The organism is Cryobacterium sp. AP27 (assembly GCF_056680495.1).
The window spans coordinates 2,509,380-2,524,908 of record NZ_CM155285.1; the positions used below are offsets into that span (position 1 = coordinate 2,509,380).

13 protein-coding genes are annotated in these 15,529 nt (G+C 66.0%); 5 read left to right on the forward strand and 8 right to left on the reverse strand.

Translation table 11 applies throughout. The features are described from left to right. Nucleotides 1-17 precede the first annotated feature (17 nt). The 3 genes from AC1MB9_RS11905 to manA form a co-directional block, all read right to left on the reverse strand. The gene (locus tag AC1MB9_RS11905) at nucleotides 18-335 is read right to left on the reverse strand and encodes a WhiB family transcriptional regulator (protein ID WP_479962158.1); all 318 of its coding nucleotides are present in this window, start codon (nucleotides 333-335) and stop codon (nucleotides 18-20) included. 154 nt (nucleotides 336-489) lie between these two features. Beyond that, nucleotides 490-1,512, reverse strand: a complete 1,023-nt coding sequence (gene galE / locus AC1MB9_RS11910) for a UDP-glucose 4-epimerase GalE (protein WP_479962159.1) — start codon at nucleotides 1,510-1,512, stop codon at nucleotides 490-492. Between the two features lie 100 nt (nucleotides 1,513-1,612). Beyond that, complete coding sequence (gene manA / locus AC1MB9_RS11915) at nucleotides 1,613-2,953, reverse strand: mannose-6-phosphate isomerase, class I (protein ID WP_479962160.1); 1,341 nt, start codon at nucleotides 2,951-2,953, stop codon at nucleotides 1,613-1,615. Between the two features lie 143 nt (nucleotides 2,954-3,096). On the opposite strand from manA, the gene AC1MB9_RS11920 reads away from it, so the two are divergent. From AC1MB9_RS11920 to AC1MB9_RS11940, 5 genes are all read left to right on the forward strand, one after another. Then, nucleotides 3,097-4,263 carry an acyl-CoA dehydrogenase family protein gene (locus AC1MB9_RS11920; RefSeq protein WP_479962161.1) on the forward strand — a complete coding sequence of 389 codons (1,167 nt, stop codon included), beginning with the start codon at nucleotides 3,097-3,099 and terminating at the stop codon, nucleotides 4,261-4,263. A gap of 238 nt (nucleotides 4,264-4,501) precedes the next feature. Beyond that, on the forward strand, nucleotides 4,502-5,965 hold the full coding sequence (locus AC1MB9_RS11925) for a phytoene desaturase family protein (protein ID WP_479962162.1): 1,464 nt from the start codon (nucleotides 4,502-4,504) through the stop codon (nucleotides 5,963-5,965). Nucleotides 5,966-5,978: 13 nt separating this feature from the next. Then, complete coding sequence (locus tag AC1MB9_RS11930; protein WP_479962163.1) at nucleotides 5,979-6,413, forward strand: SRPBCC family protein; 435 nt, start codon at nucleotides 5,979-5,981, stop codon at nucleotides 6,411-6,413. Between the two features lie 100 nt (nucleotides 6,414-6,513). Further along, the gene (locus AC1MB9_RS11935; RefSeq protein ID WP_479962164.1) at nucleotides 6,514-7,815 is read left to right on the forward strand and encodes an O-antigen ligase family protein; all 1,302 of its coding nucleotides are present in this window, start codon (nucleotides 6,514-6,516) and stop codon (nucleotides 7,813-7,815) included. A gap of 31 nt (nucleotides 7,816-7,846) precedes the next feature. After that, nucleotides 7,847-9,145, forward strand: coding sequence for an O-antigen ligase family protein (locus AC1MB9_RS11940; RefSeq protein WP_479962165.1), 1,299 nt, complete (start codon nucleotides 7,847-7,849; stop codon nucleotides 9,143-9,145). 233 nt (nucleotides 9,146-9,378) lie between these two features. Here AC1MB9_RS11940 and AC1MB9_RS11945 read toward each other — a convergent pair whose 3' ends face one another. The 5 genes from AC1MB9_RS11945 to AC1MB9_RS11965 form a co-directional block, all read right to left on the reverse strand. After that, on the reverse strand, nucleotides 9,379-11,172 hold the full coding sequence (locus tag AC1MB9_RS11945) for a cell wall-binding repeat-containing protein (RefSeq protein ID WP_479962166.1): 1,794 nt from the start codon (nucleotides 11,170-11,172) through the stop codon (nucleotides 9,379-9,381). Nucleotides 11,173-11,276: 104 nt separating this feature from the next. After that, the gene (locus AC1MB9_RS11950) at nucleotides 11,277-12,266 is read right to left on the reverse strand and encodes a GDP-L-fucose synthase family protein (RefSeq protein WP_479962167.1); all 990 of its coding nucleotides are present in this window, start codon (nucleotides 12,264-12,266) and stop codon (nucleotides 11,277-11,279) included. A 2-nt stretch (nucleotides 12,267-12,268) separates the two neighbouring features. Then, a complete protein-coding gene (gene gmd / locus AC1MB9_RS11955; RefSeq protein ID WP_479962168.1) occupies nucleotides 12,269-13,300 on the reverse strand; it encodes a GDP-mannose 4,6-dehydratase in 1,032 nt (343 codons plus the stop codon). A gap of 108 nt (nucleotides 13,301-13,408) precedes the next feature. Continuing rightward, nucleotides 13,409-14,389 (reverse strand): GDP-mannose 4,6-dehydratase, encoded by a 981-nt coding sequence (locus AC1MB9_RS11960; RefSeq protein ID WP_479962169.1) that lies wholly within the window; start codon nucleotides 14,387-14,389, stop codon nucleotides 13,409-13,411. Further along, the gene (locus tag AC1MB9_RS11965) at nucleotides 14,386-15,477 is read right to left on the reverse strand and encodes a glycosyltransferase family 4 protein (RefSeq protein WP_479962170.1); all 1,092 of its coding nucleotides are present in this window, start codon (nucleotides 15,475-15,477) and stop codon (nucleotides 14,386-14,388) included. The genes AC1MB9_RS11960 and AC1MB9_RS11965 overlap by 4 nt, the downstream gene beginning before the upstream one ends. Between the last annotated feature and the right edge of the window lie 52 nt (nucleotides 15,478-15,529).

The window sequence follows — 15,529 nt, forward strand, 5'->3', positions numbered from 1 at the left end:
CAGTGAACCGCGCTGGGTCAGGCGCGTTTGCGGAGCTTCCGACGCTCGCGTTCGGACAGCCCGCCCCAGATACCGAAGCGCTCGTCATTGGCCAGCGCATATTCCAGGCACTGCGCCCGCACCTCGCACGATGCGCAAATTTTCTTGGCATCGCGGGTCGATCCGCCCTTTTCCGGGAAGAACGCCTCCGGGTCCGTCTGGGCGCATAGGGAATCCGTCTGCCAGGAGAGCGGATTACCTTCGCCCTCGTCCGGTCGTACACCAGGAACACCCAGTCGAACAGGGTCTACGAACCAGTCCTCGGGGACCCCAGAACGATAATCGGATTCAGCCATATCGTCTCCCAGCGATCAGGTGACACCCCGGTTGCGCGCCACTCCCTAATTACACCGTTGTAGTTCCAATTCGTCAAGTCGCAGATCGTAAACCCTCAATACTCGATCGATAGTTGCGACGCGCCCAAACAATCAAAGTTGGTCGTTTGGGAGGTTATGCCTTCGAATGAACGAATTCTGCGCCTTCCGGCCCCGCGTTTGCTTGCGGCGCGACCGAGGCCGCCGCCTGCTCCGCGTCCCAGGCGCTGCGCACCATGTCCTCGAGCGTGTGACGCATTTTCCAGTCCAGGTCACGCGCCGCCAGCTCCCCGGAGGCGACGATCCGGTCCGGATCCCCGGCCCGGCGCGGGCCCAGATCGGGCTCAAAACCGATGCCGGTCACGGCGGATACCGTCGTCATAATCTGGCCGACCGATACTCCATCACCGCTGCCCAGGTTGTAGACCGGTGCAATGGCTTCATCCGCCGCCAGCCGTCGGGCGGCAGCGACATGTGAGGCGGCCAGATCGGCGACGTGAATGTAGTCCCGCACGCACGTGCCGTCGGGAGTTGCGTAGTCGTTGCCGTTGATGCGGGGCGTGCGGCCCTCCCGGAGAGCGGTGAACACGAGCGGGAAGAGATTGTGCGGGCTCGTGTCACGCAGATCGAGTGCGCCGGAGCCGACAACGTTGAAGTAGCGCAGGGAGGTGTGCAGCAGTCCGGTGGCCACGCCCTGATCGCGCAGCAGCCACTCACCAATCAGTTTCGACTCCCCATAGGGCGACTCGGGGCTTTTGGTCGTATCCTCCGTCACGAGATCCGTGTGCGGTGTGCCGTACACGGCGGCGCTGGACGAGAACACGATGCGGGCGACCCCGGCGGCCTCCATGGCGGCAAGCAGCCTGGCGGTGGCCGTCACGTTCTGCTCGTAGGTGTGCAGCGGACGTTGCACCGAGACCCCGGCGTATTTGAATCCCGCCACATGCACGACCCCGTCGATCTGGTGGTCGGCGAACAGGTTCATGAGCAGGGTGCCGTCCAGCACATCTCCGTGCACAAAAGGCACCGTCGATGGCACGAAATTGGCGTGACCACTCGACAGGTCATCCAACACGACGACTTTGATTCCCTCGGCCAGAAACGCCCGCACGACGTGCGATCCAATGTATCCGGCTCCACCAGTGACCAACCAGGCCATATTCACCCTCGCAACAGACTTGTGCGCAGCCGCATGCCGACGCGCCTTCAGACTACCGCGCGGTCTTCGCGGGGGTGCCTGCCGGTTGCGCCGGCAGCGGTCAGACGCCCGTCGTCGCGAGAAAGACCTCGCCCGTGCCCGCGAAGGTCAGCGTGCCTTCGTCGGGCGTCACATACACGGATTCGCCACGTTTCAGCTTCACGGATGCCCCCGCTCCCGCTCCCGCCACCAGAAATCCGCCGGCCGTGCAGACCGCGATACCGGGACCGGTGAGCGTGAATTGCCGCATCACCGGCACCGCAGCATCCGCTGTCGCCTCGGCCACAATGTGCACGAGCTGAAAGTCCGGCACGTCGGGGCGGAAGACGGAGACCCCGGCCGACTCTTCGGTCGGCACCAGGTACGGCGGCGCCACGGGCGTGAAGTCGAGCACGGCGAGCAACTCGTCGATATCGATGTGCTTGGGGGTAAGGCCACCGCGGAGCACGTTGTCCGACGCAGCCATCACTTCCACGCCCAGACCCGAGAGGTAGGCGTGGATGTTGCCAGCCGGAAGATACAACGCCTCGCCACGCTTCAGCGACACCCGGTTCACGAGCAGGGCGATCACGATGCCCGGGTCGCCAGGGTACTCGGCGGCGAGCGAACGCACGGTTTCGAGTTCGCGGGCGAAGCTGACTACCGCACCACCCTCGGCGAGGAAGACCGAGTACTCGGCGAGCGCCACCACGCGCTCCACGAGCCACTTCACTTCACCGGAGTCGCCGCCGCGGCCATCGCGCAGCAACCAGTCGACGGTGTCACGCACGGCATCGGGACCGGTCAGTCGGTTCTCGAGCGCGTCAAGAGCGCTGGCCTGCGGGTCTTCGGTCGCCACGTCGAGTGCGCGCAGCTCGTCGATAAGGCGACGCACCTCGGCCACGTCGCGGAATCCGCTCAGTGCTTCGAAGGTGTCGCTGAGCGCAAAAATGAGCTCAGGCTTGTGGAACGGGTCGCGATAGTTACGGTTGCCGGCATCCACGGGCACATCCGAGGCGTTTTCCAGTGCGAAGCCCGCGAGCGCGCGCTCCGGCGTGGGATGCGCCTGCAAGGAGAGCGGATGGTCGGCGGCGAGGATCTTGAGCAGGAACGGGAGGCGCGGCGACGCCGCGGTTGCGCCGGCCCCACCGGCGAGCGGGGCAGTGCCCACGGCACCCGCAGAGCTGCCTCCGGCGAGCGCGGCACCCAGCGCCACCTCGGGGGCGGCGGCGATCCACTCGGCGAGGGTCGTGGCACCACCCGTCTGGTTCGGATCGGCGATCACGGACGGTGATCCGGCGTGCGCACCGAGCCACAGCTCGGCCTCGGGCTGACCGGACGGCTCCTGGCCGAGCAGATCGGCAATCGCGGTGGCCGATCCCCAAGCGTAGTTCCGCGGTGTATTGGTGATGCCCACAAACATGGCTGACTCTTTCCCTCGGCGTTTAGACCAAACTACCAATCCGTTTGGCGGCACCTCGGCACCGCCCTAGGCTCGCACGCATTTGCCAGCGTGATTCGCCTGATGAGCGTCGACCGCGGCCAACCGGACGGATGGAGCAACACATGACCACGAGCGACTTCCTGGGATACCAGGATCTGTTGACCGACCGCGAGCAGTCCGCCCTCAGCGACTTGCGCGCCTACCTCGACGCCGAGGTGCGTCCGATCGTCAACGAATGCTGGGAACGCGCCGAATTTCCCCGGCAGATCATCAAGCCGCTGGCGCAGCTGGGCATGTACTCATTCCCGTGGCCCGAGACCGTCCCGTTCGAGAACTCGGCCGTGTTTCGTGGCTTCGTGGCGCTCGAGCTCGCGCGCGTCGACGCATCCGTTGCCACGTTCGTCGGCGTGCAGAACGGACTGGTCGCCGGCTCGATCGCGGCCTGCGGTTCAGCTGAGCAGCGCGCCGAGTGGCTGCCGAAGATCGCGTCGGGCGATCTGATCGGCGCGTTCGGCCTCACCGAACCGCTATCGGGCAGCGACGCGGCGCGTGGTCTGCAGACCACGGCCCGGCGCGAGGGCGACACCTGGGTGCTCAACGGCGCCAAGCGCTGGATCGGCAACGGCACCTTCTCGGACATGACGATCATCTGGGCACGCGACGAGGCCGACGGCCAGGTGAAGGGCTTCATGGTGCTCACCGACACCCCCGGCTACCAGGCCACAAAGATCGAGGGCAAGATCAGCCTGCGCACCGTGCAGAACGCCGACATCACCCTGGACAACGTTTCGGTTCCCGAGAGCATGCGCCTGCAGAACGCGAACTCGTTCAAGGACACGGCCCGGGTCCTGCGTCTCACCCGCGCCGAGGTGTCGTGGTCTGCTGTGGGCAACGCGGTGGGTGCCTACGACGCGGCCGTCGCGTATTCCAAGACGCGCATGCAGTTCGGCAAGCCGATCGGCGGCCACCAGCTGGTGCAGGATCTGCTGGTCAAAAGCCTCGGCAACATCACCGCGAGCCTCGGAATGGTCGTGCGGGTCTCGCAGATGCTCGACGCGGGCACCCAGCGCGACGAGCACTCCGCCCTCGCGAAGACCTACACGACCAGTCGGATGCGCGAATCCGTGGCGTGGTGCCGGGAACTGTTCGGCGGCAACGGCATCGCCCTGGAATACGACGTGGCACGGCACTTCGCCGACGCCGAAGCTCTCTACTCCTATGAGGGCACCCAGGAGATGAACACCCTCATCGTGGGCCGCGCGATCACCGGTGAGGCCGCATTCGTCTGACCCCCGTCCTCGTGCCCCGCCCACCTCGCCCGCCCGCCCCGCCCGCAAAACCGGTGTATTTCGTGCCACACCGGTTTCGGGGGCGGTTCGGTTCGGCGTGTCCCAGATAGTCCGGTTTTGCGGCGGGCCGGTCTGCCGGGCGCGGGCGCACAGGCGGCTTGCAGAAGCGGATGCGCAGGCGCTACCGTCTCGGATATGACACACGTGGGCAGCCCCGTACCGACGAACCGGTCATCCGTTGAGTGACGACGATCTCGACGCGGTCGTCGTGGGTTCCGGCCCCAACGGCCTGGCCGCCGCCGTCACGCTCGCGCGCGCCGGCCTGAAGGTGCGGGTGTATGAGAAGAACTCCCTGATCGGCGGCGGCGCGACAACCGCGGAGCTCACCCTGCCCGGGTTTCGTCACGACGTGTGCTCCGCCGTGCATCCGATGGCGCTCTCCTCGGAGTTCTTCCAGCGTTTCGGCCTCGAGGAGCGGATCAACCTCGTCACACCCGACGTGTCCTACGGGCATCCGCTCCCGCAGGGCGAGGCCGCCGTCGCGTACCGCGACCTTGAGCGCACCGCAGCGGGGCTCGGCGTTGACGGGCGGGAGTGGCTGCGGCTGTTCCGTCCGCTGGTTCGCCACGTCGACGAGGTGTCCGAGCTCATCGGCAACCAGCTGCTCAGGGTGCCGCGGCATCCGCTCACCGCGGCCCGCTTCGGCCTCCGGGTGCTCGAACAGGGCAGCCCGCTCTGGAATTCCCGGTTTCGCGAAGACCGGGCACCGGCCCTGCTCACGGGGGTCTACGCGCACGCCATCCGCTCCCTGCCGAGCCCCTCGACCGCCGGCGCCGGGCTCGTGCTCGCGACGTACGGCCACGCGAAGGGGTGGCCCATCCCGATCGGCGGAAGCAGCGCGATCACGGGCGCCCTGGTCGAAGACCTGCTCGCGCACGGGGGCGAGATCTACGCCGACAGCTACGTTCGGCGGCTGAGCGACCTGCCGACAGCCCGGATCGTGCTGCTCGACGTGACCCCGCGGGCCCTCATCGAGCTCGCCGACGGCGCCCTGCCGACCGCCTACGCGCGCCGACTCGCCCGATTTCGGTACGGCAACGCCGTGGCCAAGGTCGACTTCGCTCTCTCCGGACCCGTGCCGTGGAGCGCCGCCGAACTTCGCAACGCCCCCACGGTGCACGTGGGCGGCACCCGGGGGCAGATTGCCCGGGCCGAGAACGAGGTGTCACGCGGCAAGCATGCCGCCGAGCCCTACGTGCTCGTGTCCCAGCCGAGCATCGTCGACCCCACGCGCGCGCCGGCCGGACAACACGTGCTCTGGGCGTACACGCACGTGCCACGCGGCTCCGACAACGATCAGACCGAGCCCATCACCCGGCAGATTGAACGCTTCGCACCCGGCTTTCGCGACCTGATCCTGGCCTCGGCAAGCCGTACCGCACACGACATTGCCGACTACAACCCGAACTACGTGGGCGGGGATATCGCGGCCGGGGACGTGTCGATGCTGCAGCTTGTCGCCCGCCCTGTGCTCACACCCGACCCGTGGCGCACTCCGCTGCCGGGCGTGTACCTGTGTTCCTCGTCCACGCCGCCGGGGCCGGGCGTGCACGGTCTGGCCGGTTACCGCGCCGCCCTTAGCGCCCTCCGGCACGAGTACAACGTGCAAGAGCCGCCGCAACTGTCCCCCGCCCACATCTGAGAAGGGCACGCCCGTGGCCGTCAACTACCGTTTTGTCTCCTGCACGCCGGCCGACGTCTTCGCCGTGCTCGCGAACGGCTGGCTCTATCCGAGCTGGGTGGTGGGAGCCACGCGCATGCGCCGGGTGGACGACACCTGGCCCGCCCCGGGCAGCGCCCTGCACCACTCGGTAGGCGTCTGGCCCCTCGTGATCAACGACACGACCTCGGTACTCGAGTGGGATCCGCCCCGTCACGCGCTCCTGAAGGCCCGCGGCTGGCCGCTCGGTGAGGCGAGCGTCGCCGTTGACGTGCAGCAGAGGGAGAACGGATGCGTCATCCGCATCCGTGAGGTCGGCACCGCCGGGCCGGCACGCCTGGTTCCCCGCTACGTCAGCGACCCCGCCCTGCGCGTGCGCAACGTGGAGACGCTGCAGCGACTGGCCTTCCTCGCCGAGGGGCGAGCCTGAGCCGGGTTGCGCGGAATCGGCCACCCTCGCTGCCCGCCGACCCCACAATATGACACCAGGCGAACGGGCCGGAACCAACCAGCCCGGTAACCTTAGGACCATGCCCGCCGTTCGCAGTCGTTTCGTCGTTCGCACCTTTGCGACGTTTGTGCTGTTCACGGTGCTGGCCGGCCAATTCTGGCGCAATCTGGGCGGCTGGTGGGGGTTCGGCGCCGTCGCCGTGATTGTGGTCGCCGGCAGCGTGGTGGGCCTGATTTTGCAGAAGCCCGACTGGAAATGGCGCCGGTTCCCCAAATCCCTGATTCTCTTCATGCTGCTCGCGACCCTGTCGGTCCTGTGGTCGTTCTATCAGGGAGCGAGCCTTCTCGGCGTCGCCCTGCAGTGGAGCGCGACGGTCGCCGCCCTGTTCGTGGCCCTCGTGCTCACCTGGACCGAGCTCCTGCGCACGCTCGGGGTGGCGCTGCGGTGGATCCTCGCGCTGTCCCTCGCCTTCGAACTCTTCGTCAGCGTCGTGATCCAGCAGCCCGTTCTTCCCTTCTTCGTGGAGTACGAGGGCAAAATACCGCTCGCGTTTTATTGGTCCCGCGGGCTGCTCCTCGACGGTGGGCCCATCGAGGGCATCGTCGCCAACCGCAACCTCCTCGGCTTCGTGGCGCTGATCGCCGTGATCGTGTTCGCCGTGCAGCTCGCCGCCCGCACCGTCAGACGCGGCTGGGGCATCGTCTGGCTGACCCTCGCCGTGGCGACGCTGCTGCTCACCCGATCCGCCACGGTCACCTTTGCTACCCTCGTCGTGCTTGTGGTGCTCGGCTTCGCCCTGTGGGCCAGAAGCGTGCACCACCAGGCCCGACGGCCGGTGTATCTCGTGGCCGCCGCATCCGTTGTGGTCGGCGTGACCGCGGTGCTGACGTTCTTCCCCCTGTTGACGCAGCTGCTCGGCAAGAGCTCGGACCTTACAGGTCGCTTCGATATTTGGCGCAGTGTCACCGAGCTCGCGAGCGAACGCCCCGGGTTCGGCTGGGGGTGGGTGGGGTACTGGGTGCCCTGGGTCGAACCGTTCCAGGGGCTGGCCGTACGCAACGGCGTCACGTACCTGCAGGCGCACAACGCATGGCTGGACGTGTGGCTGCAGCTGGGCATCGTGGGCCTCGTCCTGTTCACGGCGCTCGTGTCGGCCACGATGTGGCGTGCGTGGTTTCTCGCCATCGACCGCCCGCGGCTCGGTGTTTCCAACACCGCGCCCTTTCGCGCGTCCGCCCTGCTGCCGGTGCTGATCATGGCGGCGCTGTTGGCGCAGAGCGTGGCGGAGAGCCGGCTGCTGATCGAATACGGATGGCTGCTGCTTATCGTGATGGCCGTCATGACCAAGCGGCAGCAGGGCACGCCCGCGCCGATGCCGTAGCGCCGACCAAGACAGGTAAATTGGTAGATCCATGACGTCGCCACGCCCCACTCCCCCCGTCCTTCCCGAGGCGATCAAACGTGTGCTCGCATCGCCCAAGTTCGCGGCGTCCCTGACCCTGATCATTGTCGGGGTGGCATTCTCCACGCATCTGCTCCGCAGCATGATGGGCTGGGCCGGCCTCGACGGCATCATCGTGGGGCTCGTGCTGCTGGCGACGCTCTCGCTGCTGGCGCGCCGACCGATTGTCGAGTGGCACGGACTGCTGCCCATCTCCATCATCGTGTTCGTGGTCTGGTGCGCGATTTCCCTCGTGTGGAGCGGGTACACGCTGCACACCCTCGCCGGTGTCGGTTATCAGGTCGCGTTCGCCTTTCTCGCGATCTACATAGCCCTCGTGCGCGACACCTTCCAGGTGGTGCGGGCCTCCGGCGATGTGCTGCGAATACTGCTGGGACTGTCGATTGCGCTCGAAGTGCTCTCCGGGGTGCTCCTCGACCTGCCGATCACCTTCCTCGGAATCAAGGGCGACATGGCCGGGCTCGGCCCCCTGCAGGGGGTATTCGGTTCGCGGAATGTCTTCGGTCTGATGGCCCTCATCGCTCTGATCACCTTCGCCGTGGAACTGCGCGCCCGATCGATCCCCCGCGGCAGGGGCATCGCATCGTTGTGGCTTGCGACGATCTGCCTGATTTTCACCCGATCACCGGTGATCGTCGTCGTGGGCCTCGTGGTCGTGCTCGCCGCCCTCGCACTCACGTGGTTGCGCCGCACGTCCGTTGGCGCGCGCTGGCGCCTGCAGCTGGTGTTGCTCGGGATAACGCTGCTCACCCTGCTGGGCGTGTGGTTCGGACGCGGCGTGCTCATCACCCAGCTCAACGCGGGCAGCGAGTTCGAGGTGCGCTCCGAACTCTGGACCGAGATGTGGCGACTCGTGAAGCTTCACCCGCTGGAAGGCTGGGGTTGGGCGGGAATTTGGCCCAGCGACGTGAGCCCATACGGCTGGCTCGACTTCACCACCGGTCGCGGGCACGCCTCGGGTCTCAACGCCTACGTCGACGTCTATTTCCAGGTGGGCCTCATCGGGTTCCTGGCCTTCCTCGTGCTCGTCACCCTCGCTCTCGTACGTTCCTGGCTGCTGGCCAGCAACAAACGTTCCCTCGTCTACGTGTGGCCCGCGCTGATTCTCGTGGTGCTGCTTGTGACCAGCGCCGCCGAAAGCACGGTGCTCGTGGAGTTCGGCTGGCTGCTGCTGTGCATCTGCTCGGTCAAGGCCGCCCAGGGCATGAGTTGGCGCAGCACGCTCGCGTTCAAGCCCGACGCGAGCTGAGCCTGCTCCGCGAGCCCGACGGATGCCCGCGGCTGACGGTCAGCACGGTCGCGACGAGGACGACCGACTCTCCGCGTGCGGCCCGCTGAGCGGGCGCCTAGTGACCCCTTTGCCCCTGGTGCCGTCTGCATTCCCCTCCTCACAAGTTGCCCGTTGGACGAAAGCGTCCGGATCCGATGCTCGTGTGGCGGCCTCGGATGAAGCCGGGGTGGCACGTCCCGATCAAGCTTGATCTACGGATGCCCCGGCAAGGACTGGCATGCCACCCCATCGTTGTCACCGTCGAGCCGCCCGACATCGCCATAGTACGGGTAGTAAGTGTCAAACCAGGCCTGCGCAGCGGACCAGGTACTGAAGCTGCTGCAGTTCACTATGTCCCCGGGATTCGCCGGACCAGATGGCGGCGCTGGTGGAGCGGGCGGTGCCGGAGCGGGCGGCGGCGCGCACGGTGTCATTGCTTCAATTGCCGGGCTCAGGGCGTTCACACCGCCAAGCAGAATGCGACGGGTCGTGCCGAGCGCCTGCAGGTCACTGATGACGTAGTCGGGCACACAATTTCCGGGTATTACATACAGTGCGGCATCGTCCCGTCCCGCGAGGGCGGCTCCGGCGAGGGCATCCGCGAAGCCGGTTCCGGTGGCCAGGTAGACCACCGGCGATGACGTGAAAGAGCCACGGTTTATCGCGCTGGAGGTCAGGTACCGATCGGCGCCCGACAGTCTCTTCACATTTGCGGCCCCGAATACTCGGTCGAAGTCGCTTTCGATAGCTGCTGAGACGGCCGCTGGCCCGCCTACCACGGTGACGTCCACGGTGCCCAGTGACGCCATCAAGGCGAGGGTGGCGCGGTCAGCGGTGGCTATGGCCCCGTCGACGAGCAGTACCGGGCTGGTGTCTCCGCCCGCGACGGCCGATGCGCTCAAAGCGTCGGGGAAGTTCTTGCCGGTTGCGACGAACGCGCTCGTCGCTCCGCTGCCGAAGGCGGCCGCGTTCACGGCGCGTGAGGTGGCGTAGCGGTCGCTGCCGGCGTCCCGGCGAATCGATGGCGCCAGAGCCGATAGCTCAGTGTAGACATTCTCGGTGATCGACGCGGGCCCGCCGACGACAACGATCAGTGCCGGGGCCAGACGCCGGATCTCCGCTGCCACATTGCCCGGAAGGGCCGTAGGTGCGGTGAGTAGTAGCGGGCCACCCTGCATTGCTGCGGCCGGTGCGGCGCTGAGTGCATCGGGAAAGTTAGCACCCGAGGCGACATAGACCACAGGCACATCGGTCGGGTACTGTCCCGCGACGGCCACTGCCGTGGCATAGCGGTCCGCACCGGAAACACGCTGCACGCTCCCGCCTGCAGCGAGTGTTCCGCCCTTTGCCGGAATGTCGACACTTGCGGTACCGCAACCTCCGTCGAGTATTCCGTTCAGCACGGTGCTCTCGGCGCTGTCGATGCTCAGATTCCAGCGATACTTCACGAGCACCCAGTCGGTCGCGTAGCGACAGGTGACCGAGGACACCGGTGGCATCCACGACGCAGGGTCGGAGTCGCCCTTGGACTGGTTTACGTTGTCGGTCACGGCCACAAGCGAGGCGCCCAGACCGAGATCATTGGCGAAGGCCCGGCGTTGCTCGGCGGTCCACGAGTACGCCCCTGACTTCCATGCCTCGCTCAGCGGAACCATGTGGTCGATGTCCACGTCGGAGGGGTTCGTCCACACGGCACCGTCGTACCAGGAAAACCACTGGCCGCTTACGATGGTGCAACCGGAGTTCTTGACCACGGGGACCAGCGATTCCTGGATCAACACCTCTTCGCGGGTGTTGCACCCATTGCTGTCCGCGTCCACCCAGTGCACGAACAGGTCGCGGTTATAGCCGGACGCTGTCTCTGGAACGACGGTGAGTTGAGCGAGCACAGAGGACACGGATGCCGTGCCGGAAAGTTCGATCGCGATCGCCGGTGCCGGTTGCACGACGAGGAGCGAGGCCGCCGCAAGTACGGCAACTGTTAGGACGGTGAGACGAGAGCGCATGGGGCCGATCGGTCCAGTGGTGCGTGAACGGGCTAAATCGTACGGAAGCTGTGCTCGACGACTGGCAGAGGCAGCCCGCAACTCGCGTACGGCCTCGAGAAGAGCTACTGGCGGATGGTGTCCACGTGCTCGCGATACCACTCCACGGTGGAACTCAGCCCCGCCTCCAGGTCGATCGTCGCGCGCCACCCGGCCGCGGCCAGTTTGGATACGTCGAGAAGCTTCTGCGGGGTGCCGTCGGGCTTGGTCGTGTCCCATTCAGTGGTGCCGGTGAATCCCACGACCTGGGCGATCGTCTCGGCGATCTCCTTGATGGTCACGTCACGCCCGGTACCCACGTTGACCTGTTCCGGGCCGTCGTAGTGCTCCATCAGGTGCAGGCAGGCCTCGGCCATGTCGTCCACGTGCAGGAACTCGCGGCGCGGTGTCCCTGTACCCCAGTTCGTCACCGAGGCGGCGCCGGACCTCGCGGCGTCGTCGTAGCGACGAATCAAAGCGGGCAGCACATGCGACCCGGCCGGAGAGAAGTTGTCACCCGGGCCGTAGAGGTTCGTCGGCATAGCCGAGATCCACGGCAACCCGTACTGGCGGCGCACGGCCTGAATCTGCAGAATGCCCGCGATCTTCGCGATGGCGTAGGCGTCGTTCGTGGGCTCCAAGTGCCCCGTGAGCAGCGAATCCTCGCGGATCGGCTGCTCCGCGAGGCGCGGGTAAATGCAGCTCGACCCGAGGAACAACAGACGCTCCACGCCGTACTTCAGCGCGGCGTCGAGCACGTTCACCTGAATACGCAGGTTGTCGCTCAGAAAATCGACCGGGTAGGTGTTGTTGGCGAGGATCCCGCCGACCTTCGCCGCCGCGAGAACCACGAAACGCGGTTTCGTTTCGGCGAAGAACGCGAACACCGCATCACGGTCCTTCAAATCCAGTTCCGCCGACGACCGGCCCACGAGGTCCGTGAACCCCTCCGCCTGCAGGCGCCGCCAAATGGCGGAACCCACGAGGCCACGGTGCCCGGCCACATAGAACGTGCCGGTGCGGTCCAACGGTCCGGGAATGAAGTCCACGTGGTCGCGGTCGTCGATGTCAGTCATCGTTACTTGGTGCCCCAACTCGCGAGCTTGACCTCATCGATCCAACGCCCGCCGGCGTGCTCAAGCGCGGTGATGTCGGCATCGACCATGATGCGGGCCAGTTCCGCCGTGTCAACGGTGGCCTTCCAGCCGAGCTTCGCTTCGGCCTTGGAGGCATCGCCGACGAGGGCGTCGACCTCGGTGGGGCGCAGGTACCGTTCGTCGAACTTCACGTGCTTTTCCCAGTCCAGGCCCGCGTGCTCGAACGCCGTCTGCACGAAGTCACGCACGGTGAAGTTGCCGCCGGTGGCGAGCACGAAGTCTTCCGGCTCATCAACCTGCAGCATCCGCCACATGCCCTCCACATACTCGGCCGCGTAACCCCAGTCACGGATCGAATCGAGGTTCCCCAGGTACACCTGGTCCTGCGTGCCGGCCTTGATCGCCGCAACAGCGCGAGTGATCTTGCGCGTCACAAACGTCTCGCCACGACGCGGCGACTCGTGGTTGAACAAAATACCGTTCACGGCGAACATGCCGTACGCCTCCCGGTAGTTCTTCGTGATCCAGTAGCTGTACACCTTCGCCGCACCATACGGAGAACGCGGATAGAACGGGGTATCCTCGTCCTGCGGCGGCGGCGTCGCACCGAACATTTCCGAACTCGACGCCTGATAGAACCGGCAATGAATGCCCGACATGCGCACCGCCTCCAGCAGGCGAATCGTGCCCATACCCGTCGTGTCGGCGGTGTGCTCCGGCTCATCGAACGACACCCGCACGTGCGACTGCGCAGCCAGGTTGTACACCTCGTCCGGCTTGATCTCCGCCAGCAGCGTCGACAAACGCGACCCATCACTCAGGTCGCCGTAGTGCAGGAAGAGCTTCGCGCCGGTATCGTGCGGGTCAACATAAAGGTGATCAATGCGAGACGTATTGAACGTCGACGCCCGCCGAATCAGGCCGTGAACCTCGTAGCCCTTACCGAGCAACAGCTCCGCGAGGTAAGAACCGTCTTGCCCGGTGATCCCGGTAATAAAAGCGCGCTTGGCCATGGAGTTCCCTTACTGTCTGGCTGGTAGGGCCCGGCCGTGCACGCGGTCATCCGCTGCGGCCAAACCCTCGACCCATAGAGCTTACCGATCAATCAATGCATCGACGACCTACGGCTGCAGCGACTCGATGTCCGCGTCGACCATGAGTGTGACGAGCTGCTCGAAGTTGACACTCGGCTCCCAGCCCAGTGCCTTCAGTCGGCTCGGATCACCGACGAGTTCCTTCGGGTCGGCCGGCCGGTAGAACGCCGGGTCGATAGCGACGAACTTGCTCGCGTCCGTCACACCGATGTGTGCGAACGCCGTGTCCACGAAATCCCGTACGCTGTGCGCGACGCCGGTCGCCACGATGAAGTCGTCTGCCATATCGGCACGGGAGATCCGCACGAGGGCATCCACGTAGTCCGGCGCGTAGCCCCAGTCGCGGAAGACGTCGATGTTGCCCAGGGTCAGCCGGTCGGAGAGCCCCAGAGAAATGCGGGCGACTTCGCGGGAGATTTTGCGAGCCACGAAGGACTCGGGCCGCGTGGGTGACTCGTGATTGTAGAGGATGGCCGAGCTCGCGAACATGCCTCGTTTGCGATAGACGCTGATCATTTCATGGGCGAAGGATTTTGCCGCCCCATACGGAGTGACCGGGTCTCGCAACGTCTTCTCCGTTTGGGGCACGTCCGTGGCGTCACCAAAGATCTCCGCACTCGACGCCTGAACGAAACGCACGGTTTCTCCGGTGCGCTCACCCAGCGTCCACGCCGCCTGCAAGAGCCTTACCGGGCCGACGCCGAGCACATCGGCCGTCTCCGCTGGGAAATCCCAGGATCGGGCCACGGAAGTGTTTCCGGCCAGGTTGAAGATGATGGTGGGGCGCACGAGTTCAATCAGTGCATTGATACCCCGAGGATCGCTGAGATCGCAACTGTGCGCGGATACCTCCGGCACCTGCGCGGTCAGACGTGCCGCACCCTCGGCGGAATGGCACATGCCGTGCACGTCGTGACCTTCGGCGACAAGCCGTCTCACGAGGTACATGCCGTCTTGTCCGTTCGCACCGGTCACCAGGGCGCGCTGTTTTTCCTCGTGGTGAGTCATGAGTTCTTCCTTCGGTGAGCAGCCTGGTAGGCCTGCACGTGAACATCGCGACATTTCTCCCAAGTGAATTTCTTCACCTGCAGCAGGCCGGCTTGGGTCAGTTCGTCGCCGCTCGCCACTGCTTCGACGATCCCCGCCGCGATGGCCTCGGGGTCATGCGGATTGAATTGCACGGCAGCGTCGCCGACGACTTCGGGCAACGATCCGGCGTGAGACGCTGCGACGGGACACCCCGAGGCCATGGCTTCGAGAGGAGGCAGGCCGAAGCCCTCATAGAGGCTGGGGAACACCAGCGCCGCGGCGGTCTGGTATAGCCGCAGCAGTTCCTCTTGTTCGACCAGTCCACGGCGGTCGACCCAGTCGGGGAGATCTCCCAGGTCGTCGAGACCTCCACCCGTCAGTACCAGACGCAGGTCGGGCAATTCGCGTCGCGCCAGCGTCATCGCTTCGATGAGCCGGGCGTGGTTCTTGTGCGGCCAGCCTCGCGCGGGGTACAGGACGAAGTTCTCCCGGGCGCCGAGGTTGGGCGTGTAGCGAGCGGTATCCACACCGAGGTGGGCCACGTGGATGCGCTCAGGGTCGAGTCCCAGGCTGTCGATCATTCGTGCCTTGGCGAAGTGGCTGATGGTGATCACGGCATCCGCGCGGGCCGCGAATCCCTCATAGAAACGCCGTCGATACAGCAGCTCCAGTCGGCTGAACATCTGCGGCAGTTCGAGGTGCTGCACGTCAAGAAGCGTCTGAACGGATGCCTGCGCGCGACGCGGGGTCGGCGCAGGGACGGTGAAGGGGAAATGAACAACGTCGGCGCCGGCCATGCTGCGCCGAATGGAACCGGTTCGAGCGGTGATCTGTGCGAGGCCGATCAGGCGCTCGCGCGTGCTCGGCCCGACGTGCACGTTTTGGACTACGCGCTCGGGAATACCTTCGCTGAATCCTCGAGCAGATTGCGGCAGGTAGGCCTTCGCGGTCACCGCATCGGTGTTGTTGAGCTGCCCGGTGAGGGCGCGGGCGTACGTTTCACTTCCGCCCATACCTCCGCGCACCAGGGTGAGCATGGAAAGCGCCACGCGCAGTGTGTCCTTCATTTGGTTCACTCCACGGTTCGATGGACCTGCGGCAAAGACGCGGCGCAAGGCC

Excerpts from the sequence above, each read along its gene's own strand:
- AC1MB9_RS11905 (WP_479962158.1), bottom strand. The coding sequence starts at position 335 with ATGGCTGAATCCGATTATCGTTCTGGGGTCCCCGAGGACTGGTTCGTA.
- galE (WP_479962159.1), bottom strand. The coding sequence starts at position 1,512 with ATGGCCTGGTTGGTCACTGGTGGAGCCGGATACATTGGATCGCACGTC.
- manA (WP_479962160.1), bottom strand. The coding sequence starts at position 2,953 with ATGTTTGTGGGCATCACCAATACACCGCGGAACTACGCTTGGGGATCG.
- AC1MB9_RS11920 (WP_479962161.1), top strand. The coding sequence starts at position 3,097 with ATGACCACGAGCGACTTCCTGGGATACCAGGATCTGTTGACCGACCGC.
- AC1MB9_RS11935 (WP_479962164.1), top strand. The coding sequence starts at position 6,514 with ATGCCCGCCGTTCGCAGTCGTTTCGTCGTTCGCACCTTTGCGACGTTT.
- AC1MB9_RS11940 (WP_479962165.1), top strand. The coding sequence starts at position 7,847 with ATGACGTCGCCACGCCCCACTCCCCCCGTCCTTCCCGAGGCGATCAAA.
- AC1MB9_RS11945 (WP_479962166.1), bottom strand. The coding sequence starts at position 11,172 with ATGCGCTCTCGTCTCACCGTCCTAACAGTTGCCGTACTTGCGGCGGCC.
- AC1MB9_RS11950 (WP_479962167.1), bottom strand. The coding sequence starts at position 12,266 with ATGACTGACATCGACGACCGCGACCACGTGGACTTCATTCCCGGACCG.
- gmd (WP_479962168.1), bottom strand. The coding sequence starts at position 13,300 with ATGGCCAAGCGCGCTTTTATTACCGGGATCACCGGGCAAGACGGTTCT.
- AC1MB9_RS11960 (WP_479962169.1), bottom strand. The coding sequence starts at position 14,389 with ATGACTCACCACGAGGAAAAACAGCGCGCCCTGGTGACCGGTGCGAAC.
- AC1MB9_RS11965 (WP_479962170.1), bottom strand. The coding sequence starts at position 15,477 with ATGAAGGACACACTGCGCGTGGCGCTTTCCATGCTCACCCTGGTGCGC.